Source organism: Pseudomonas sp. S2_B07 (assembly GCF_054668435.1).
In genome coordinates this window covers 4783712-4805702 of the sequence record NZ_CP162769.1, presented here as the reverse complement: position 1 = coordinate 4805702, position 21991 = coordinate 4783712, and the positions used below count along the sequence as shown (strand labels likewise).

Genomic DNA, 21991 nt, shown 5'->3' with positions numbered 1-21991 from the left:
CCCAGGGGCATAAAAAAAGGCCACCCGAAGGCAGCCTTTAAAAACTAGAGAGGTTTTTTGCTTACACGGCCGCGACGGGACGCATGTAAGAGATCGGTGCAGTGCTGGCGTCTTCGAAAGTCACGACTTCCCAAGCATCTGTCTGCTCAATCAACTTGCGCAGCAGCTGGTTGTTCAATGCATGTCCGGACTTGAAGCCCTTGAACTCACCAATCAGGCTATTGCCCAGCAGGTAGAGGTCACCAATTGCATCGAGGATCTTGTGCTTCACGAATTCGTCTTCATAGCGAAGACCGTCTTCGTTCAGTACGCCATCCGCGTCGACCACAATAGCGTTTTCAACACTGCCGCCGAGTGCGAGGTTGTGCTTGCGCAGGTACTCGATATCACTCATGAAACCAAAGGTACGGGCGCGGCTGACTTCTTTTACGAACGAAGTGCTGGAAAAATCCACGCTTGCACTTTGTGTGCGGTCACGGAAAACCGGGTGATCGAAATCGATCTCGAAGCTCACCTTGAAACCTTCGAAAGGGACGAAAGTGGCGCGCTTGTCGCCATCTTCCACTGTCACTTCCCGCAGGATCCGGATGAACTTCTTGGCTGCGTCCTGTTCTTCCAGGCCGGCCGACTGAATCAGGAATACGAAAGGTCCAGCGCTACCATCCATGATCGGTACTTCGGACGCGGAGAGCTCGACGTAGGCGTTATCGATGCCCAGGCCAGCCATGGCCGAGAGCAAGTGCTCCACCGTGTCCACTTTGACGTCACCGTTAACCAGTGTGGTCGACATAGTGGTTTCGCCAACGTTTTCTGCGCGAGCAGGAATCTGCACCACAGGATCGAGGTCAGCACGACAAAACACGATGCCGGTGTCGATAGGCGCGGGCTTGAGGGTCAGGTATACCTTCTCCCCGGAGTGCAGGCCTACACCTGTGGCACGGATAATATTTTTCAGTGTGCGTTGTTTAATCATGGCTTGGGCCGCTTCAGCGCAAATTGCGAACTGGTATCAACAAAGGCTGGCGATGATAGCAGACCAGACCTTTGCTGAACACCAATCAACTTCATAGCCCTGATACATTCCATCAATCAGCCTGACGACGCAGGAAAGCCGGGATGTCCAGGTAGTCCAGATCATCTTGCGGATTCATCTTCGCGGCAGTCGCAGCACCGGCCTGAGCCTGGTTGCGCATGACGGTCGGACGGTCCAGGTCACGGTAGTTCACCGCAGGCTGTTCCTGACGAGCGGGCGCCGATTGTTGCGGCTGGGAGGCCATCGAGGTGTGAACGGTGTTGTCGATGACCTTCACAGGCTTCTCGATTTTCGCGCCCAGACCGGTAGCAACCACAGTCACGTGCAGTTCGTCGCGCATGTCCGGATCGATAACGGTACCGACCTTGACCATGGCGTGCTCGGAAGCGAAGGCTTCGATGATGCTACCCACGTCGGAGTACTCACCCAGGGACAGGTCAGGACCGGCGGTGATGTTCACCAGGATGCCGCGTGCACCTTGCAGGTTCACGTCTTCGAGCAACGGGTTGCGAATGGCCGCTTCGGTGGCCTCGCGTGCACGGTTCGGACCGCTGGCGCAGCCAGTGCCCATCATCGCCATGCCCATTTCGCTCATCACGGTTCGGACGTCGGCGAAGTCGACGTTGATCATACCCGGACGCTTAATGATGTCGGAGATACCGCGAACGGCACCGGCCAGTACATCGTCAGCCTTGGCGAATGCGGACAGCAGGCTTGCGTCCTTGCCAAGGATGGTCAGCAGTTTCTCGTTGGGAATGGTGATCAACGAGTCGACGCTTTCGGACAGCAGACGGATGCCTTCGTCCGCGATCTGCATGCGCTTGCGGCCTTCGAACGGGAACGGACGAGTCACCACCGCAACGGTGAGGATCCCCATTTCCTTGGCCACTTCGGCAATGATTGGCGCCGCACCGGTACCGGTACCGCCGCCCATGCCAGTGGTGATGAACACCATGTTGGTGCCCTGCAGGACTTCGGCAATGCGCTCACGGTCTTCGAGAGCGGCCTGACGACCTACTTCAGGGTTGGCGCCGGCGCCCAGACCTTTGGTCACACCGGTACCCAGTTGCAGGATGGTCCGCGCGCCGATGGATTTCAGCGCCTGGGCATCAGTGTTGGCGCAGATGAATTCAACGCCTTCAATGTTGCTCTTGACCATGTGGTTGACAGCGTTGCCGCCGCCTCCGCCAACACCGATAACTTTAATAACCGGGCTTGCGGGGATGTTGTCTACGAGTTCGAACATTTTCCCTCTCCTTTACGTTCTCTAGTTTTTTCGCCTACTGCCTGTATCTACAACGGTGCTGCGATAAATCTTTAGAAGTTGCCTTGTACCCAGCTCTTGATGCGATCGAGCAAGGCGGCTTTCGGTTCTTCATTGCTGTAGCTGTCACGGCTGCTGATGCCCGAGAACGAAATCCCGTCGGACTGCTTTTGCAGGCCGTACATCAACAGGCCAACGCCGGTGGAATAAATCGGGTTGCGGACCACGTCGTCCAGGCCCTTGACGCCATGCGGCACGCCCAGGCGGACCGGCATGTGGAAAATCTCTTCAGCCAGCTCGGTGGCGCCTTCCATCTTCGACGTACCGCCGGTCAGCACGATGCCGGCCGGGATCAGGTCTTCGTAGCCGCTGCGACGCAGTTCAGCCTGGATCAGCGTGAACAGCTCGTCGTAACGCGGCTCGACCACTTCGGCCAGGGCCTGACGGGACAGCTCGCGTGGAGGACGGTCGCCAACGCTTGGGACCTTGATGGTTTCACCGGCACCGGCCAGCTTGGCCAGGGCGCAGGCGTAGCGAATCTTGATTTCTTCGGCGTACTGGGTCGGGGTGCGCAACGCCATGGCGATGTCGTTGGTCACCTGATCACCCGCAATCGGGATCACCGCAGTGTGGCGGATTGCGCCTTCGGTGAAGATGGCGATGTCGGTGGTGCCGCCGCCGATGTCCACCAGGCAAACACCCAGCTCTTTCTCGTCGTCGGTCAGCACCGAGTAGGCCGAGGCCAGTTGCTCAAGAATGATGTCGTCGATTTCCAGACCGCAGCGACGCACGCATTTTTCAATGTTCTGTGCGGCGTTGACGGCGCAGGTGACCACATGGACCTTGGCTTCCAGACGCACGCCTGACATGCCCAGTGGCTCGCGAACGCCTTCCTGGTTATCGATCACGTAATCCTGCGGCAGGGTGTGCAGCACGCGCTGGTCAGCCGGGATCGCCACAGCCTGGGCAGCGTCGAGAACGCGCTCAAGGTCGGCCGAGCTGACTTCGCGATCACGAATCGCCACGATGCCGTGGGAGTTCAGGCTGCGGATGTGATTGCCGGCCACGCCGACAAACGCCGAGTGAATGCGGCAACCGGCCATCAGCTGCGCTTCTTCGATGGCGCGCTGGATCGACTGCACGGTGGACTCGATGTTCACCACCACGCCTTTCTTCAGGCCACGGGACGGATGAGTACCGATCCCGACGATTTCCAGCGTGCCGTCGTCCGAAACCTCGCCGACCAGCGCCACCACCTTGGAGGTGCCGATATCGAGACCGACGATCATTTTGCCGCTTTGCACGTTTGCCATGGGTCCTGCCTCTTCTTAATTCTTCGCGACAGCGGGTTGGGCTGTCGTGGGCGCTACAGGTTCCCGCCAGCCAACAGCGAGGCCGTTGGCGTAGCGCAGATCGATGCGCGCAATGTTCGTAATCTGTTCTTTGAGCGTCTTGTCATAGATGGCAATGAAACGGCGCATCTTCTCCACCAGGTTGCCGCGCCCCAGCAGCAGTTCGATCCCCGGGCCGGCACTGCCGGCGCCGGTGGTCAGGAACCAGCTGCCGCGTTCACGCAACTCCAGGCGTGCAATCGAGAAGCCCAGCGGCCTGAGCATCTGGCTCAGCACCTGGTATTGCTGCATGACCTGCTGTTGAGCCCGTTGTGGGCCGAACAGCTGCGGCAAATGTTCGTAGTTCGCCAGTTCACGCGGGGTGAACGCCTGGCCCTGGTTGTTCAACAGCGACTCATCGCCCCAACGGGCCACCGGCAGTTGTTCTTCCAGGCGGATCACCACCTGATCCGGCCACACCCGACGCACTTCGGCGTGGGCAATCCATGGCATCGTCTCAAGCTCGGTGCGCATGCTTTCCAGGTCGATGGTGAAGAAGCTCGACGCCACGTACGGGGCGATCCGCTGCTGCACGGCTTGCTGGCTGATGTAACTCAAATCACCCTGCACGTTGATCTTGGTGATCGGCCGGTCGGCGTACGGCAGCAAACGCTGTGCGCCTTCGTAAGTGCCAAACCCCAGTGCAACCAACAGCACTGGCCAGAACAACGCTTTGAGAAAACCAAAATTGGCTTTCGGCAGGCGCATCGACATCGGCTCTTTGGCCACCATTCGGCTGGCACCCCGTGGCACCGGCTTGCGGCCGGGTGCTGGGGGTGGCTGATGTCTTAGCTGCGCGCCTTGCATGGTCTTACCCTCGCGGCTCGTTATTGCCGGCAATGCTGGCGGCCAAAATCGCCAGAACCAGTTGCTGGAAATCCAGACCGGCGGCACGGGCCGCCATCGGCACCAGGCTGTGATCGGTCATGCCCGGCGCGGTGTTCACTTCCAGGAACCAGAACTGCCCGTCAGCGTCCTGCATCACGTCTGCCCTGCCCCAACCGGCGATACCCAGCGCCTCGCAGGCTTTCGCCGTGAGGTCCATGAGTTCCTTTTCCTTGGTACTGTCGAGCCCGCATGGAATGCGGTACTGGGTATCGTTGGCGATGTACTTGGCGTCGTAGTCGTAGAAGCTGTGCGTCGTGCCCAGGGCAATCGGAGGCAACACCTGGTCACGCAGGGTGGCGATGGTGAACTCCGGACCGTGAATCCATTGCTCGACCAACACTTGCGAATCGTAGGTACTGGCCGCTTTCCAGGCGTCGATCAACTCGGACGCAGAACTCACTTTGGCCATACCGATACTTGAACCTTCATGCGCCGGTTTGACGATCAAAGGGAAGCCCAGTTCCGTCGCTGCCGAAATACAATCGGCCTCGCTGCTCAACACGGCATGGCGCGGCGTCGGAATACCCAGGCTGTGCCAGACCTGCTTGGTGCGCAGTTTGTCCATGGCCAGTGCCGAAGCCAGAATGCCGCTGCCGGTGTACGGAATGCCCAGGCATTCGAGCAGGCCCTGCATGCTGCCGTCTTCACCGCCACGACCGTGAAGAATGATGAAGGCGCGGTCGATTTTTTCGTTGAGCAAACGCTGCAACAGGTCATCGCCGACGTCGAGGCCGAACGCATCCACACCAGCACTTTGCAGTGCAGTAAGGACCGCGTTACCGGACTTCAGCGAAACCTCACGCTCGGCACTCTTGCCGCCGAACAGCACGGCGACGCGGCCGAAGTCTTTCGGCGCGACGGTGGAGACGAGATTGGCGTAAGCAGCAGTCATTTCAACTTCCCCACGGCAGGTGCAGCAACGGCACCCGCGAACAACGGACTGTTCAACAGTTTTGGTGCGAGACCGCCGATATCACCGGCGCCCTGGCACAACAGGATGTCGCCGGCACGCAGCAGCGGCTTGACCAGCGGCGCGAGGTCGACACCGCGCTCGATGTAGATCGGGTCCAGCTGACCGCGCTGACGGATGCTGTTGCACAACTTGCGGCTGTCAGCGCCCGGGATCGGCTCTTCGCCGGCCGGATACACTTCCATCAGCAGCAGGACGTTGGCGTCGGCCAGTACATTGACGAAATCGTCGTACAGGTCGCGGGTGCGGCTGTAACGGTGCGGCTGGTAAACCATCACCAGGCGGCGCTCCGGCCATCCACCGCGTACGGCCTTGATCACGGCGGCAACTTCGGTCGGGTGGTGACCGTAATCGTCGACCAGCATCACGTTGCCGCCTTCGACCGGCAGTTCGCCGTAGACCTGGAAGCGTCGGCCGACACCCTGGAACCCGGACAGGCCCTGGACGATGGCTTCATCGCTGACGCCCTCGTCAGAGGCGATGCAGATGGTCGCCAGCGCGTTCAATACGTTGTGGTTGCCCGGCATGTTCACCGAGACATCCAGCGGCTCGCGTTCAGGGCGCAGCACGGTGAAGAAGGTCTGCATGCCCTGCTGACGCACATTGATCGCGCGCACGTCGCAGTCATCGCCGAAGCCGTAGGTGACAGTCGGGCGCTTGACCAGCGGGAGAATTTCACGCACCACCGGATCGTCCAGGCACACCACGGCCAAACCGTAGAACGGCAGGTTGTGGAGGAACTCGACGAAGGTTTTCTTCAGTTTGTTGAAGTCACCGTCGTAGGTCGCCATGTGGTCGGCGTCGATGTTGGTGACCACGGCCACCAGCGGCTGCAAGTGCAGGAAACTGGCGTCGCTTTCGTCGGCTTCGGCGATCAGGTAACGGCTGGTGCCGAGCTGGGCATTGGTGCCCGCGGCATTCAGGCGGCCACCGATGACGAACGTCGGGTCCAGGCCACCGGCCGCGAACACCGAAGCGATCAGGCTGGTGGTGGTGGTTTTGCCGTGGGTACCGGCGACGGCGATACCGTGGCGGTAACGCATCAGCTCGGCCAGCATCTCGGCGCGCGGCACCACCGGGATACGGCGTTCCAACGCAGTCGCGACTTCCGGGTTGGAGGTGTTGACGGCACTCGACACCACCAGCACATCGGCAGCCGCGGCGTTTTCGGCGCGGTGGCCGATAAAGATATGCGCGCCGAAAGATTCCAGGCGCTCGGTAACCGGCGAGGCTTTCAGGTCGGAACCGGACACTTCATAGCCCAGGTTCAACAACACTTCGGCGATCCCGCACATGCCCACTCCGCCGATGCCCACGAAGTGGATTTTACGGATGCGGCGCATTTCCGGTTGCGGCATGGCTTTCTGATTCTCAACCATGAGCCACCTCCAGGCAGGTATCGACCACGTTACGGGTGGCATCGGGTTTGGCCAGGCGGCGTGCCGCGTTAGCCATATCGTTGAGTCGTTGTGGTTGCATCAGGACCTCTGTCAGGCGAGCGGCAAGATCCGCTGCGCCAGTCGTTCTTTGCGGCATCAGGAAGGCAGCGCCTTCACGGGCCAAATAATCGGCGTTGCGGGTCTGGTGATCGTCGATCGCGTGGGGCAAAGGCACCAGCATCGAGGGCAGACCGGCGGCGGCCAGTTCACTGATGGTCAGCGCGCCTGCGCGGCACACCACCAGGTCGGCCCAGCCATAGGCTTGGGCCATGTCTTTGATGAAAGGCTGCACTTGCGCCTCGACGCCAGCCGCGCGATAGCGCTCTGCAGTCACTTCATCGTGGTTTTTACCGGCCTGATGAAACACTTCCGGACGCAGGTCGGGGGCGACTTGCGACAAGGCTTCAGGCAGCAATTTGTTCAACGGTTCTGCGCCCAGGCTTCCACCCAGGATCAGCAAACGCGCCTTGCGACCGGCCAGGGCTGGTCGCGCCGTTTCGAGGAACAGCTCGGTGCGCACCGGGTTACCGGTGGTCCGACGGCTGTCCGACAGGGTAAAGGTGTCGGGGAACGCTTCACAGACTCGGGCGGCCAACGGCACCAGCAACCGATTGGCGGTACCGGCCACGGCGTTCTGTTCGTGAACGATCACCGGCACACCGGCCAGTTTGGCGGCAACTCCACCAGGGCCGGTCACGTAACCACCGAAGCCGACCACACACACTGGCCGCAGCTGACGAATGATCGCCCGCGCCTGCCAGACGGATTTAAGCAACATGAACGGTGCCTTGAGCAGGGACAATTTGCCCTTGCCGCGCAAGCCACTGGCGTTGATCCGGTGCAGTTCGATCCCGGCCATCGGCACCAGGTCGTTCTCGATGCCGCGCGGCGTCCCGAGCCAATGCACGGTGTAACCGCGGGCCTGGAATTCGCGAGCGCAGGCCAGTGCCGGGAAAACGTGCCCCCCGGTGCCGCCCGCCATGATCAATACGTTAGCGCCCATGGGGTGGCTCCTCGGCGAAGTCACTTTCATGGAACTCCATCTCCTCACTGCCCAGGTGGGTTCGACTCTCCCACTCGATGCGCAGCAACAAGCCGAGACAGGCACCGCAAATCACCAACGAACTGCCGCCGTAACTGAGGAACGGCAGGGTCAGGCCTTTGGTCGGCAGCAGGCCGACGTTCACGCCGATGTTGATCAGGAACTGACCAATCCACAGGAACGACAGACCGTAAGCAATGTAGGCAGCGAAGAACTGCTTGGCCTTCTCGGCCCAATAACCGATGTACATGCCACGAATACAGACAAAGACGAACAGCGCCACGGTGCACAACGAGCCCACGGCCCCCAGCTCTTCAGCCAGCACCGAGAACACGAAGTCGGTGTGGGCTTCTGGCAGGTAGAACTGTTTCTGTACGCTGTTGCCCAGGCCAACGCCCAGCCATTCGCCGCGACCAAACGCGATCAATGCCTGGGACAACTGATAGCCGGCACCAAACTGGTCGGCCCACGGGTCGGCAAAGTTGGTCAGACGCGCCATTCGATACGGCTGCACTTGAATCAACAGCACCACCGCCGCAACGGCCAGGACCACCATCAAGGAAAACCGGAACAGCCCGACCCCGCCCAGGAACAGCATCGCCGCCGCCGCCCCCATCATCACGACGGTTGCACCGAAGTCCGGTTCCATCAGCAGCAGACCGGCCATTGGCAGCAACACGATGAATGGCTTGAAGAAACCCATCCAGCTTTCGCGCACTTCTTTCTGGCGACGCACCAGATAGCCAGCGAGGTAGATCACCACGAACACCTTGGCGATTTCGGAAGGCTGAACGTTGAAGAAGCTGAAACCGATCCAGCGCATCGAACCGTTCACTTCACGGCCGATCCCGGGAATGATCACCATCACCAGCAAACCGAATGCACCCAGCAGCATCAGCCAGCCCAGGCGTTGCCAGGTGGCGATCGGGATCATCATGGTGATGACGCAGGCACCCAGGCCCAGAACAATGTAGATAAGGTGGCGAATCATGTAATACAGGGCACTGCCCGATTGCACTGCGGCAACTTCGGTCGAGGCCGATGCAATCATGACCAGCCCCAGGCCGATCAAGGCCAGGCAACCGGCGAGCATCGGGAAGTCGAGGTCGACCCCGCGCCCGGTGATGATCGGCGACGGATAAGGCTTGATGATGTTTCTCAGGCTCATGCCAGTTCCTCCACGGCTTGGACGAACTGATGACCACGGTCTTCGTAGTTCTTGAACATGTCGAAACTGGCGCAGGCCGGTGACAGCAGCACCACGTCACCGGGGTGGGCTGCCGCGCGGCATTGCTCCACGGCTTCGACCAGCGAACCGACACGAATCAGCGGCACGGCATCGCCGATGGCCTGGCCGATCTTGTCTGAGTCACGGCCCATCAGGATCACAGCGCGGCAGTTGGCAGCCACCGGATCACGCAGGTCATTGAACTCGGCACCCTTGCCGTCGCCACCGGCGATCAGCACGATCTTGCCGTCGATGTCCGCGCCCAAACCTTCGATGGCCGCCAGCGCGGCCCCCACGTTGGTGGCTTTGGAATCGTTGTAGTAGCTGACGCCGTCCAGATCACGCACCCACTGGCAGCGATGCTCGAGGCCGGCAAAGCTGCGCAGGGCCGTGAGCATGGCGTCGAATGGCAGACCGACGGCATGGCCCAGGGCCAATGCCGCCAGGGCGTTGGACTGGTTGTGGGCGCCACGAATTTTCAACTCGCGCACCGGCATCAGGTTCTGGAATTCGAAGGCCAGGTACTTCTCGCCGTCTTCTTCGCGGATACCGAACGCCTTGAAATCAGGTTTGCTCAAACCGAAGGTCCAGCACGGCTGGCCCTCGCCCATCAGCGGACGGCTCAGGGCGTCCTGACGGTTGACCACAAACTGTCTGGCGCCACGGAAAATCCGGTGCTTGGCCAGGTGATAGGCCGGCAGACCGCTGTAACGGTCCATGTGGTCTTCGCTGACGTTGAGCACGGTCGCCACTTCGGCGTTCAGTTGATCGGTGGTTTCCAGCTGGAAGCTCGACAGCTCCATCACGTACAGCTCGATGTCATCGTCAAGCAGGTCCAGCGCTGGCGTACCGAGGTTGCCGCCGACCGCCACACGCTTGCCCGCCGCGACGGCCATCTCGCCAACCAGAGTGGTGACGGTGCTTTTCGCATTGGAACCGCTGATGGCGACAATCGGCGCCTTCGCGTTACGCGCGAACAGCTCGATGTCACCGGACAATTTCACGCCACGGGCGGCGGCAGCCTGCAGGGCCGGGGTCGCCAGCGCCAGGCCGGGGCTCACGTAGAGCTCGTCGGCACGGCACAGGAACTCGACGTCCAGCTCGCCACAACGCACTTCCACGTGCGGATAGTCACGCTTGAGCGTGGCCAGTTCCGGTGGATTTTCCCGCGTATCGGCCACAGCAAACGACGTGCCCCGGTTCGCCAGGAAGCGAACCAGGGACATGCCGCTCTTGCCGAGGCCGACAACGATGCGGAAGTGGTCAGAAGCGATCAGAGACACGAGTTTCTACCTCAGCTTCAGGGTGGCAAGGCCGACCAGCACGAGAATCACGGTGATGATCCAGAAACGGACGATCACGCGTGGCTCAGGCCAGCCCTTGAGTTCAAAGTGGTGGTGAATCGGTGCCATGCGGAACACGCGGCGACCGGTCATCTTGAAAGAAGCAACCTGGATGACCACCGACAGGGTCTCCATCACGAACACACCGCCCATGATGAACAGGACGATTTCCTGACGGACGATCACCGCGATGGTGCCCAGCGCGGCGCCCAGCGCCAGTGCGCCGACGTCGCCCATGAACACTTGAGCCGGATAGGTGTTGAACCAGAGGAACCCGAGGCCCGCCCCGATCAGCGCACCGCAGAACACGATCAGCTCACCCGCGCCCGGTACATAAGGAATCAGCAGGTATTCAGCGAATTTCACGTTACCCGACAGGTAGCAGAAGATCCCCAGACCGCCGCCGACCATCACGGTCGGCATGATCGCCAGGCCATCGAGGCCGTCAGTCAGGTTGACCGCGTTGCTCGAGCCAACGATCACGAAGTAGGTCAGGACGATGAAGCCTGCGCCCAGCGGAATGCTGTAATCCTTGAGCATCGGCAAAATCAGGGTGGTTTCTACCGGGGTGGCCGCGGTCATATAAAGGAAGACCGCAGCGCCCAGACCGAACACCGACTGCCAGAAGTACTTCCAGCGACTCGGCAAGCCACGGGAGTTCTTCTCGATCACTTTGCGGTAATCGTCGACCCAGCCGATGGCACCGAACAGCAACGTCACCAGCAGCACGGTCCAGACATAACGGTTGCTCAGATCAGCCCAGAGCAGGGTGCTGACACCGATGGACGACAGAATCAACGCGCCGCCCATGGTCGGCGTACCCGACTTGGACAAGTGCGACTGTGGACCGTCGTTGCGAACGGATTGGCCGATCTGACGGTTCTGCAGGGTGCGGATCATCCACGGGCCATAGCACAGCGACAAGACCAGCGCGGTCAGCACACCGAGAATCCCGCGCAGGGTCAGGTACTGGAAGACCGCGAAGCCTTTGTAGAACTGTTGCAGATACTCCGCTAGCAGCAGCAGCATTAATGTTTCTCCAGACTGGACCCGCACAAAGCGGCGACGATGTTTTCCATCGCAGCGCTGCGCGAACCCTTGATCAAAATGGTGGTATTGGTGTCTTGCTCGGCGCCCAGCGCCTTGATCAGTTCAGCCTGAGTGCTGAAGTGAAAGGCCTGTGGACCGAAAGCGTTTACGGCGTGAACCATCATGGGTCCGACGGCATACAGCGCAGATACTTTGCCGCGGGCGTATTCGCCCACATCGCGGTGCCCCTGCTCCGCCCAATCGCCCAACTCGCCGATATCCCCGAGCACCAGAACGGTGCGACCGGAAAAGCCGGCGAGTATATCAACGGCAGCGCACATGGAGGTCGGGTTTGCGTTGTACGTGTCATCAATCACGCGCATGCCGTTGGTGGCCAATTGCGCGACAGAGCGGCCCTTGACCGGTTGCACGGCGGCCAGGCCGGTGGCAATGCCGAACAGCGACACGCCCAAGGCATGAGCGGCTGCGGCAGCGGCCATGGCGTTGGCGACGTTATGCGTGCCGAGCAGGTTCAATTGAACACGCTCCACACCGTCAGGCGTGTGCAGGTTGAACGCCGGGCAACCACGAGCGTCGCGGTCCAGGTCGCTGGCATAGAAGTCGGCGCTGAGGTTGCTCAGGGCGAACGTCAGCACTTTGCGACCGGCAGCGCGGGTCTTCCAGATTTCAAAAGCCTTGTCGTCGAGATTAAGAACGGCGATGCCATCGGCCTCAAGCCCTTCGATAATTTCGCCTTTGGCTTCAACGATTTTTTCCGGCCCGCCAAACTCGCCAACGTGGGCAGTCCCGGCGTTGTTGAGGATGGCCACGTGGGGTTTGGTCATGCCCACGGTGTAGGCAATTTCGCCAAGGCGCGAAGCACCGAGTTCGATCACGGCGGCGGTGTGTTCCGGCGCGAGTTCGAGCAAGGTCAGCGGCACGCCGAGGTCGTTGTTCAGGTTGCCACGGGTCGCCAGTACCGGACCGCGCGTGCGCAGGATGCTCGCAAGCATCTCCTTGACCGTGGTCTTGCCGCTGGAACCGGTGACGGCTGCAACCGGGTGGGTGAACGCGGCACGGTTCAATGCGCCCAGTTGACCGAGCGCTTGACGAGTGTCCTTGACCAGCAGTTGTGGCAACGCGCTGTCGGCGACTTCACGCTCGACCAGCGCCGCTACGGCACCTTTGTCGGCCACGTCGTTCAGGTAGTCATGACCGTCGAAACGCGGGCCGGTCAGGGCAATAAACAGTTGGCCGGGCTTGATCGCACGACTGTCGATGCTGACGCCATCAAATGTGGCATCGGCATTGAGCAGTTGGCCATTCAATGCGCCGGTCAGCTCGCTCAGTTTCAAGGCTTTAAGCATGGGCCACCTCCCACGCGGTCAGGGCATGATCGGCCTCGACCAGATCGGAAAAATCGTGACGCTCGCCGTTGATTTCCTGATAGTCCTCGTGACCTTTGCCGGCCAGGACAATCACGTCATCCGCCGAAGCGCTGGCGATCAATTGGGCAATCGCCTGGCCACGACCGGCCACGAACGTCACTTTATCCACAGCCGTGAAGCCGGCGCGGATGTCATCGAAGATCACTGACGGGTCTTCGGTGCGAGGGTTGTCATCGGTGACCAGTACGCCGTCGGCCAGACGCTCGACCACTTCGGCCATCAGCGGACGCTTGCCGCGATCACGATCGCCGCCGCAGCCGAACAGGCACAGCAAGCGCCCCTTGGCGTGTGGACGCAGGGCCATCAGGACTTTTTCCAGCGCATCCGGGGTGTGGGCGTAATCGACCACCACCAATGGCTGAGTACCGCCACCGAGGCGCTGCATGCGACCGGCCGGGCCTTCGAGCTTCGGCAGGACGTTGAGAATTTCGTCCAGCGCATAATCCAGACCGAGCAACGCGCCGACGGCGGCCAGCACGTTGCTCAGGTTGAAGCGACCGAGCAAGGTGCTGCGCAAATGGTGCTCGCCCTGCGGCGTCACCAACGTGGCGCGCACACCTTCGTCATCAAATTGCGCTTCACGGCAATACAGGTAGGCGCTGCTGTCTTCGAGGCTGTAGGTGATCAAACGCGACTCACGCTTTTCGGCGGCCAGTTGCCGGCCGAAGTCGTCGTCGAGGTTCACCACCCGGCACTTCAAATCATTCCAGGCAAACAGCCTGGCCTTGGCTTCGCCGTAGGCCTGCATGGTGCCGTGGTAATCAAGGTGATCGCGGGACAGGTTGGTCATCACCGCCACATCAAACGCCAGCGCCGTGACGCGGCCCTGATCCAGCCCGTGGGACGAGACTTCCATGGCGACCGCTTTGGCGCCGGCCTTTTTCAGGTCGGCCAGGGTCGCTTGCACGGCGATTGGATTCGGCGTGGTGTGCAGGCCGCTTTCCAGCGCGCCGTGGAAACCGCAGCCCAACGTGCCGACGATGCCGCAATGTTGGCCAAGCAGATCAAGCGCCTGGGCTACCAATTGGGTCACGCTGGTTTTGCCGTTGGTGCCGGTCACGCCCACCAGGTTCAAATGACGGCTCGGGTCGCCATAAAAGCGCCCGGCGATGTCCGACAGCTGTGCGGCCAGGCCTTTGACCGGAATCATCGGCACGTCGGTGATCGGCAATACGGTCGAGCCTTCGACTTCATACGCCACCGCGGCAGCGCCGCGTTGCAGCGCGTCGGCGATGTGCGCACGACCGTCGAAACGCCCGCCAGGAACAGCGAGAAACAAGTCGCCAGCGCGCACGTTGCGGCTGTCGAGCGCCAATTCGCGGATCAATAGATCGCGGCCAGCGTGGGCGAAAATTTTATTCAGACTTAGAGACATCAGCCGCGCCCTCCATTGGCTTTCAGCGGAACAACGGGAGTCGCGTTCGCGGTTTGTGTCGGCGGCAGGTTGTCCGGCGTGATGTTCATCAGGCGCAGCGTCCCGGACATCACTTTGCTGAACACCGGCGCCGAGACCAGACCACCGAAGTAACCGGCCTTGGTCGGTTCGTCGATCACCACGACGATGGCGTAACGCGGATCGCTCATCGGGCCGAAGCCGGCGAACAGCGAGCGGTAAGAGTTCTCGGCGTAGCCCTTGGTGCCCACCGACGTTTTACGTGCAGTACCCGACTTGCCGGCCACGTGATACGCCGGCACCTGCGCACGGAACACACCGCGCGGCGCTTCGATGACCTGGGTCAGCATGCCTTGCATGGTTTTTGCGACGGCTTCCGGCAGCACTTGCGTGGTCTGCGGCGCCTTGTCGGTTTTGATCAGGGTCAGCGGCGCGAGACGACCGTTGTTGGCCAGCGCCGAGAAGGCGTGCACCAGCTGGATCGCCGTCACGGAAATACCGTAGCCATAGGACAGCGTGGCGGTTTCAGCCTTGCGCCATTCGCGGTAGTTCGGCAGGTTGCCGACGCGCTCGCCCGGGAAGCCAAGGCCGGTGTCCTGGCCGAGGCCGACTTTTTGCGCCAGACGGAAAATCGTTTCGCCGCCGATATCGAACGCGACCTTACTCATGCCGACGTTACTGGAATTGATCAGAATCCCGGTCAGGTCGAGCACCGGGCCTTCGGTCTTCGAGACGTCCTTGATGGTGTACTTGCCGATCTGCAAGGAGCCTGGGTACACCTCGACGGTATCGCTCGGTTTCCAGCGGCCGGTCTCGATGGCGGCGCTCATCGAGATCGCTTTCATGGTCGAACCCGGTTCGAACACGTCGATCATCGCGCGGTTACGCATCATCGCCGGTTGCAGGTTGCGACGGTTGTTCGGGTTGTAGGTCGGCTGGTTGACCATGGCGAGGATCTCGCCGGTCTTCACGTCCATGATCACCAGGCTGCCGGCCTTGGCGCCATTCTCGATGATCGCGTTACGCAGTTCGCGGTTGGCCAGGTATTGCAGGCGCAGGTCAATGGACAACGCCAAGGGCTTGCCGGCCTTGGCGTTTTTGGTGACCTGGACATCCTTGATCAGCCTTCCGCGCCGGTCCTTGATGACTTGACGCTTGCCAGCGACCCCGGCGAGCCATTCGTCATAAGCCAGTTCGACGCCTTCACGACCGTGGTCATCGATGTCGGTAAATCCGACCATGTGCGCGGTCACTTCACCGGCCGGGTAGAAACGCCGGAACTCCTCAATGCCGTAGACGCCCGGCACTTTCAGGTCGAGCACTGACTGGCCCTGCTCGGGGGTCAGCCCACGCACCAGATAGATGAATTCTTTGTTGGCCTGGGCTTCGAGACGTTCAGCCAGGGCTTTCGGGTCCTGACCCAGCGCTGCCGCCAGTGCCGGCCATTTTTCCTTGGCCGTTTGCATTTCCTTGGCGTTGGCCCACAGCGTGGTGACCGGCGTACTCACGGCCAAAGGCTCGCCGTTACGGTCGGTGATCAGACCACGGTGAGCCGGGATAGGAATATGACGAACACTGCGCGCATCGCCCTGACCTTTAAGAAAGGCACGGTCGATGACTTGCAGGTCGATGATGCGCCAGGAGATCGCCGCAACCATGATGCCGAGCAGCCCCAGCACCACGCGAAAACGCCATGGGAACATTGCCCCTTCGAGTTTCATCATGGCGTCACCATCTGCACTTCAGCGGCGCCAGGAATGCGCATCTTCAGTTGTTCGGTGGCCAGCACTTCGATACGGCTGTGGGCGGTCCAGGTGCTCTGCTCGAGAATCAGGCGGCCCCACTCGGCCTGCGCCTTGTCGCGCACGCTCAGCTCGTTGTACAGCGAGTTCAACAGCTGACGGTTCCAGTGAGCGCTGTACGACACGCCGATCGCCGAAACAAGCACGGCCACAAACAGCAGCAGCATGAAAAAGCTTCCGCCGGGCAGTGGCTTGGCGAAAAGCTTGCTCACCGCAGCTTCTCCGCGACGCGCATGACGGCGCTACGGGAACGTGGGTTGGCTTTGAGTTCGGCCTCGGAGGCGGACTGCGCTTTGCCATGGATTTTGATGATCGGTTCGAAGGCGACGTGACGCACCGGCAGATTGCGCGGCAGGTTGTCGGCTTCACCTTTAACCAGTTTGCGCATGAACAGTTTGACGATGCGGTCTTCCAGCGAGTGGAAGCTGATGACGACCAGGCGGCCGCCGACTTCCAGGCATTCCAGCGCCGCTTCGAGGCCGGCTTCCAGATCGCCCAATTCGTTATTGACGTGAATGCGCAGGCCCTGGAATGCACGGGTCGCCGGGTTCTTGCCCTTTTCCCACGCCGGGTTGGCGACTTTCAGGACTTCGGCCAGGTCGGCGGTGCGCTCGAACGGCTTGATGTCGCGGCGCTCGGCGACGGCACGGGCCATACGACCGGAGAAACGTTCTTCGCCGTACTCTTTGAACACACGAGCGATTTCTTCGACCGGCGCGGTGTTGACGAACTCGGCAGCGCTGATCCCGCGGGACGGGTCCATGCGCATGTCCAGCGGGCCGTCATTGAGGAAACTGAAGCCGCGCTCAGGGTCGTCGAGCTGCGGCGAAGACACGCCGAGGTCGAGCAAAACGCCGCTGACCTTGCCGGCCAGACCGCGGTCGGCGACTTCCGAACCGAGCTCGGCAAAGCTGCGCTGCACAACGACAAAGCGGCCGTCTTCGGCCGCTAGCGTCTGCCCGGTGGCAATGGCTTGAGGATCCTTGTCAAATCCGAGCAACCGGCCATCAGGCCCCAGCTGACTCAAGATCAGCCGGCTGTGGCCACCGCGCCCGAACGTACCGTCCAGATAGCAGCCATCAGGACGTACGGCGAGAGCCTCGACGGCTTCGTCAAGCAGTACGGTGATGTGGTTAAAGCCGCTATCAATAGTCACAGGATCAAATCACGCAGTTCATCAGGCATGGCGCCCGGTTGTTGAATAGCAGCCAGGTCAGCGGCAGAAACCGCATCCCAGGCATCCTCGTCCCACAATTGGAACTTGTTCAGTTGGCCTACCAACATCGCGCGCTTATCCAACTTGGCATATTCACGAAGACGCGGTGGAACCAGAAAACGACCACTGCCATCGAGCTCGAGGTCGACGGCATTACCAATCAGTAAACGTTGCAGGCGGCGGTTCTCTTCGCGAAGCGAAGGCAGTGCGCGCAGTTTGGTTTCGATAATTTCCCACTCATCGAGGGGGTAAACACACAAACATGGATCAACGGCATCGATTGTGACGATTAACTGACCGGAACTACGCGAAACGAGCTCGTCACGGTACCGGCTCGGCATGGCGAGACGGCCCTTTGCATCGAGACTGATAGCGTTAGCTCCGCGAAACACGTCAGCGTTTCTCCAAATTTTAGCGTTTTACGTTCAAAAAACCCACTTCATGCCACTTTCCGCCACTTGCGCACACTATAGGAATGCGGCCACCGCACCGTCAAGGCGCGGATTAAAGGAAAACCCTTACAGAACTGAGATTTAGGAGCACAGAAGGAGGTGTTACGGGAATCTGACGTGTCATTCGACCCAATAACTTGAATCAGCACGGATGGCTGCGTTCGAAAGTTAAAGTAGTTTGTTAAGAGTAAGATTTTTTTGGTATTACGAAAGTGCTTCTGCTGATGATTCTGAACGGAGGGAAATTGCCATCACTGGCGCCCTGTTCAACGATTCAAACAGGGAGGGGGAAAAGGTGGAGAGTCGATCTGTAAGCCGGGTTCTGTCTTGAACAGTCATTCGTCTACGATGGCCATCACTGGACATCTTTAGCAACCTACCCGGTCCCAGCGCGGGCCACGCCTTGGGACCCTATTTGGTCTTGCTCCAAGTGGGGTTTACCTAGCCACGAACTGTTGCCAGACGTGCGGTGCGCTCTTACCGCACCTTTTCACCCTTACCGGCGCCGAAGCGCTTAGGCGGTTATTTTCTGTGGCACTTTCCGTAGGCTCACGCCTCCCAGGCATTACCTGGCACTTCGCCCTATGGAGCCCGGACTTTCCTCCCCCCTAATTTTCATAGAGGGCAGCGACTGTCCGATCGACTCTCCGCCGCGAAGGTTAACGGCAGAGCGGCCGAAGAACAAGCGCTAAACGCCTTTGGCCCCTCCTGCACGTCGGGTTTTACTCGCCCTTCTGTTTATCCAGTGCGACCTGATACAGCACATTCTTGCGCTCGCCGGTGATTTGCGCCGCCAATGCCGCTGCACGCTTGAGCGGCATCTCCTCTAACAACAAATTGAGGATGCGCATCGCTTCGCTGCTGACGGCGTCCTCGGTCTCAGGCGCAGCCCAGCCAGCCACCAGCACCACACACTCACCGCGCTGCTGATTGCTGTCCGACTCGACGAACTCGCGCAACTCGGCCAATGGCAGGCCTTTAAGGGTTTCAAAGGCTTTGGTGATTTCCCGAGCCAGCAACGCCTGACGCTCACCACCGAACACCAGCTCCATGTCTTGCAGGCATTCAAGGATGCGGTGCGGGGCTTCGTAGAAAATCAGCGTGCGTGGTTCTTCCTTTACCAGTTCAAGACGAGCGCGACGACCGACAGCCTTGGCCGGCAGGAAACCCTCAAAAATGAACCGGTCGGATGGCAAACCCGCTGCCGACAGCGCCGCGATCAAGGCGCAGGCTCCCGGCACCGGCACCACATTGATCCCCGCAGCACGGGCCTGACGCACCAGGTGATAACCGGGATCGGAAATCAGCGGCGTACCGGCGTCGGAGATCAGCGCCACATCGTCACCGGCCAGCAGGCGGGTGATAAAGCGGCTACCTTCATCCCGCTCGTTGTGTTCGTGACAGGCGGCCAACGGTGTCGGGATACCGAAATGCTGCATCAAACGCTGGGAGTGACGCGTGTCTTCGGCAGCAATCAACGCGACGTCGCGCAGGATCTTCAGCGCACGCGCACTGATGTCGTCCAGGTTGCCGATGGGCGTCGCCACCACATAAAGCGAGCCAGCAGCGGAATTCAAAGCACCTGGAGCAGTCAAAGCGCACACCTCATGATCGGTAAAAGGCGACATTGTAGCGCGTAGCGGCGCTTGCGATACGTCTGGCCCTTGACGGGTTTTTCCGCCATTTGTGCAGTGCTGCAACATTTACACGAGCTAAATTGATCGATTCACGCCAGTAACATCGCGCCCCGGCCAGTGCTTGGGTACAATTCCACGCTAATTTGATCGAGTATCAGGAACACTACATGATCGCTTGCCTGCGGCTGTTCACTGCCCTCTGCCTCGCTGCCTTGCTGGCGGCTTGCGCCAGCTCGCCCTCCTCCAGCCTTGGCGAACTTCCACGGACCCCGGATGCCAGTATCGAGCAACTGCTCGAGCAGGCGAATCAAAGCAAGGATCCGGAAAAAGCCGCCCTGTTGCGCTTGAGCGCAGCGGACGCAGCCTACCGACAAGGGAATGCCGGCCAGTCCGCGCAAATCCTGCAGTTGGTTCCGATCGAGCAACTCAAGCCTGGCCCACAAGTCTTCGCCAGCACGCTGGCGGCGGAACTGGCGATGGTGCGCAACCAGCCCAAAGCGGCACTGACTGCCTTGAGCCATCCGAGCCTGCAACACCTGAGTGAATTGCCCGTCGAGCAACAGGTTCGCACGGGTACTGTTCACGCTCGCGCCCTTGAAGCCGATGGCCAGACGCTCGCCGCCGCACGGGAGCGTATTTTCATCGCGCCGATGTTGAGCGGTGAAGCAGCCAGCAAAAACCACGAAGCGATCTGGACCCTGATCGCCTCACTGCCTACCGAGCAGCTGCAACCCACCACCTCCGACGACCTCGGTGGCTGGATGGGCCTGGCGCTGGCCGTGAAATCGGCCGGTACGCTGGAACAACAGCAAGCCGCGATTGATAACTGGCGCGCGCAAAACCCTAAACACCCTGCCGCCGTTCATCTGCCGCAGGCACTGACCAACCTCAAGGAACTGGCCAGCCAGCCCCTGAGCAAGATCGCCCTGCTACTGCCACAGGACGGCCCGCTGGCCTCGGTCGGCAAAGCATTGCGCGAAGGTTTCATGGCGGCTCACTACCAGGCACAACAAGCCGGGCAGAAGCCACCGGCCATCGAGTTCTATGACAGCTCGAAGCTGACGTCGATGGACGAGTTCTACCGCAAGGCCCAGGCCGATGGCGTGCAACTGGTGGTTGGCCCGCTGGAGAAGCCGCTGGTCAAACAGCTTAGCTCGCGTCCGCAACTGCCAATCACAACCTTGGCACTGAACTACAGCGAAGGCGAACAAGGCCCGGCCCAACTGTTCCAGTTTGGCCTGGCGGCTGAAGACGAAGCCCGCGAAGTGTCTCGCCGCGCTCGTGCCGATGGCCTGCATCGCGCCGCGATCATGGTGCCAAAAGGCGAATGGGGCGATCGTGTACTCCGCGCCTTCAGCCAGGACTGGCAGGCCAACGGTGGCAGCATCGTCGCCACCGAACGCGTCGACCAACCGGTTCAACTGGCCCAGCAGATTGCTGACATGTTCCAGCTGCGCCAGAGCGAAGGCCGCGCGAAAAGCCTGCAAAGCACCGTAGGCTCGCAGGTCGCTGCCCAGCCTTCACGTCGCCAGGACATCGAGTTCATCTTCCTGGCCGCCACTCCGCAACAGGCCCAGCAGATCAAACCGACCCTGAACTTCCAGTACGCAGGCGATGTGCCGGTTTACGCCACCTCCCACGTGTTCAGTGCCAGCGGTGACGTCAATCAGTACAACGACATGAACGGTATTCGCTTCTGCGAAACCCCGTGGTTGCTGGATGCCAATGATCCACTGCGCAAACAAGTGACAGCACAATGGCCACAAGCCGGCGGCAGCCTCGGTCGCCTGTATGCCATGGGCGTCGATGCCTACCGTCTGGCGCCACGCCTGGGGCAACTCAAGGCCTTGCCGGACAGCCGCATCTCGGGCCAGTCGGGCAGCCTGGGCATGACCCAGAACCAACGCGTCGTGCGCCAGTTGCCTTGGGCCCAGTTCGTCAACGGCCAGGTTCAACGCCTGCCTGACACCCCGAACTGATGCCTGACAGGTCACGCCAGCAAAGCGGTCAAGATGCCGAGCGCCATGCGCTCGAGCATCTTCAACAACACGGTCTGCGCCTGCTGGCGCAGAACTGGTTGTGCAAACGCGGCGAGCTTGATCTGGTCATGCTTGATGGCGATACAGTAGTATTCGTTGAAGTCCGCTACAGAAAAAATACCCAATGGGGTGGCGCGCTCGATAGCATCGATGAGCGCAAACGGCAGAAACTGATTTTCGCCGCGCAGTATTTTCTTCAGCGCGAGTCGCGTTGGGCCAATTCCCCTTGCCGCTTCGACGTGGTTGCCATCGACAGCAATCTTGATCAGTTGAACTGGATTCAGAATGCCTTCGACAGCTGATCGCTTGCGCCCCGAACCGGACACCTACACCCAACACTTTTGCTCTTTGCTTTGCGGGCTGCACATTCATGTGCC

The 21991-nt window shown here is 60.6% G+C and carries 19 protein-coding genes and 1 other RNA gene; 2 read left to right on the top strand and 18 right to left on the bottom strand.

From position 1 onward, the window contains the following. Positions 1-61: 61 nt before the first annotated feature. The 18 genes from lpxC to rsmI all read right to left on the bottom strand — a co-directional run bounded on the left by lpxC (position 62) and on the right by rsmI (position 19566). On the bottom strand, positions 62-973 hold the full coding sequence (gene lpxC / locus AB4N43_RS22150; protein ID WP_008060300.1) for a UDP-3-O-acyl-N-acetylglucosamine deacetylase: 912 nt from the start codon (positions 971-973) through the stop codon (positions 62-64). Positions 974-1085: 112 nt separating this feature from the next. Further along, a complete protein-coding gene (ftsZ, locus tag AB4N43_RS22145; protein WP_007943486.1) occupies positions 1086-2279 on the bottom strand; it encodes a cell division protein FtsZ in 1194 nt (397 codons plus the stop codon). A gap of 71 nt (positions 2280-2350) precedes the next feature. After that, positions 2351-3610 carry a cell division protein FtsA gene (gene ftsA / locus AB4N43_RS22140; protein WP_027922695.1) on the bottom strand — a complete coding sequence of 420 codons (1260 nt, stop codon included), beginning with the start codon at positions 3608-3610 and terminating at the stop codon, positions 2351-2353. A 15-nt stretch (positions 3611-3625) separates the two neighbouring features. Continuing rightward, the gene (locus tag AB4N43_RS22135; RefSeq protein ID WP_027922694.1) at positions 3626-4495 is read right to left on the bottom strand and encodes a cell division protein FtsQ/DivIB; all 870 of its coding nucleotides are present in this window, start codon (positions 4493-4495) and stop codon (positions 3626-3628) included. Between the two features lie 4 nt (positions 4496-4499). Next, entirely contained in the window at positions 4500-5468 is a 969-nt protein-coding gene (locus AB4N43_RS22130; protein ID WP_059182182.1) for a D-alanine--D-alanine ligase, read from the bottom strand. Further along, the gene (gene murC, locus AB4N43_RS22125) at positions 5465-6925 is read right to left on the bottom strand and encodes a UDP-N-acetylmuramate--L-alanine ligase (RefSeq protein ID WP_027922692.1); all 1461 of its coding nucleotides are present in this window, start codon (positions 6923-6925) and stop codon (positions 5465-5467) included. The genes AB4N43_RS22130 and murC overlap by 4 nt, the downstream gene beginning before the upstream one ends. Beyond that, a complete protein-coding gene (gene murG / locus AB4N43_RS22120) occupies positions 6918-7988 on the bottom strand; it encodes an undecaprenyldiphospho-muramoylpentapeptide beta-N-acetylglucosaminyltransferase (protein WP_027922691.1) in 1071 nt (356 codons plus the stop codon). Before murG ends, murC begins: the two co-directional genes overlap by 8 nt. Further along, positions 7978-9195 carry a putative lipid II flippase FtsW gene (ftsW, locus tag AB4N43_RS22115; RefSeq protein ID WP_027922690.1) on the bottom strand — a complete coding sequence of 406 codons (1218 nt, stop codon included), beginning with the start codon at positions 9193-9195 and terminating at the stop codon, positions 7978-7980. Before ftsW ends, murG begins: the two co-directional genes overlap by 11 nt. Continuing rightward, positions 9192-10538, bottom strand: coding sequence for a UDP-N-acetylmuramoyl-L-alanine--D-glutamate ligase (murD, locus tag AB4N43_RS22110; RefSeq protein WP_027922689.1), 1347 nt, complete (start codon positions 10536-10538; stop codon positions 9192-9194). The genes ftsW and murD overlap by 4 nt, the downstream gene beginning before the upstream one ends. Positions 10539-10544: 6 nt before the next feature. Beyond that, positions 10545-11627, bottom strand: a complete 1083-nt coding sequence (mraY, locus tag AB4N43_RS22105) for a phospho-N-acetylmuramoyl-pentapeptide-transferase (RefSeq protein WP_027922688.1) — start codon at positions 11625-11627, stop codon at positions 10545-10547. Continuing rightward, the gene (locus tag AB4N43_RS22100; RefSeq protein ID WP_460151943.1) at positions 11627-12994 is read right to left on the bottom strand and encodes a UDP-N-acetylmuramoyl-tripeptide--D-alanyl-D-alanine ligase; all 1368 of its coding nucleotides are present in this window, start codon (positions 12992-12994) and stop codon (positions 11627-11629) included. Before AB4N43_RS22100 ends, mraY begins: the two co-directional genes overlap by 1 nt. Further along, positions 12987-14450, bottom strand: a complete 1464-nt coding sequence (locus tag AB4N43_RS22095) for a UDP-N-acetylmuramoyl-L-alanyl-D-glutamate--2,6-diaminopimelate ligase (RefSeq protein WP_194940614.1) — start codon at positions 14448-14450, stop codon at positions 12987-12989. The genes AB4N43_RS22100 and AB4N43_RS22095 overlap by 8 nt, the downstream gene beginning before the upstream one ends. Further along, positions 14450-16189, bottom strand: a complete 1740-nt coding sequence (locus tag AB4N43_RS22090; RefSeq protein WP_172825972.1) for a peptidoglycan D,D-transpeptidase FtsI family protein — start codon at positions 16187-16189, stop codon at positions 14450-14452. The genes AB4N43_RS22095 and AB4N43_RS22090 overlap by 1 nt, the downstream gene beginning before the upstream one ends. After that, positions 16189-16482 (bottom strand): cell division protein FtsL, encoded by a 294-nt coding sequence (gene ftsL / locus AB4N43_RS22085; RefSeq protein WP_027922684.1) that lies wholly within the window; start codon positions 16480-16482, stop codon positions 16189-16191. Before ftsL ends, AB4N43_RS22090 begins: the two co-directional genes overlap by 1 nt. After that, complete coding sequence (rsmH, locus tag AB4N43_RS22080; RefSeq protein WP_027922683.1) at positions 16479-17426, bottom strand: 16S rRNA (cytosine(1402)-N(4))-methyltransferase RsmH; 948 nt, start codon at positions 17424-17426, stop codon at positions 16479-16481. The genes ftsL and rsmH overlap by 4 nt, the downstream gene beginning before the upstream one ends. Beyond that, positions 17423-17878, bottom strand: a complete 456-nt coding sequence (mraZ, locus tag AB4N43_RS22075) for a division/cell wall cluster transcriptional repressor MraZ (protein ID WP_008147486.1) — start codon at positions 17876-17878, stop codon at positions 17423-17425. The genes rsmH and mraZ overlap by 4 nt, the downstream gene beginning before the upstream one ends. 355 nt (positions 17879-18233) lie before the next feature. Continuing rightward, positions 18234-18585: RNase P RNA component class A (gene rnpB / locus AB4N43_RS22070), an RNA gene on the bottom strand. 75 nt (positions 18586-18660) lie between these two features. Beyond that, positions 18661-19566, bottom strand: a complete 906-nt coding sequence (rsmI, locus tag AB4N43_RS22065; protein WP_460151942.1) for a 16S rRNA (cytidine(1402)-2'-O)-methyltransferase — start codon at positions 19564-19566, stop codon at positions 18661-18663. Positions 19567-19742: 176 nt separating this feature from the next. Between rsmI and AB4N43_RS22060 the strand changes: the two genes are divergently transcribed. Together AB4N43_RS22060 and AB4N43_RS22055 are read left to right on the top strand one after the other, a co-directional pair. Next, complete coding sequence (locus AB4N43_RS22060; protein ID WP_460151941.1) at positions 19743-21554, top strand: penicillin-binding protein activator; 1812 nt, start codon at positions 19743-19745, stop codon at positions 21552-21554. Continuing rightward, positions 21554-21916 (top strand): YraN family protein, encoded by a 363-nt coding sequence (locus AB4N43_RS22055; RefSeq protein ID WP_081743924.1) that lies wholly within the window; start codon positions 21554-21556, stop codon positions 21914-21916. The genes AB4N43_RS22060 and AB4N43_RS22055 overlap by 1 nt, the downstream gene beginning before the upstream one ends. The last annotated feature ends 75 nt before the right edge of the window (positions 21917-21991 follow it).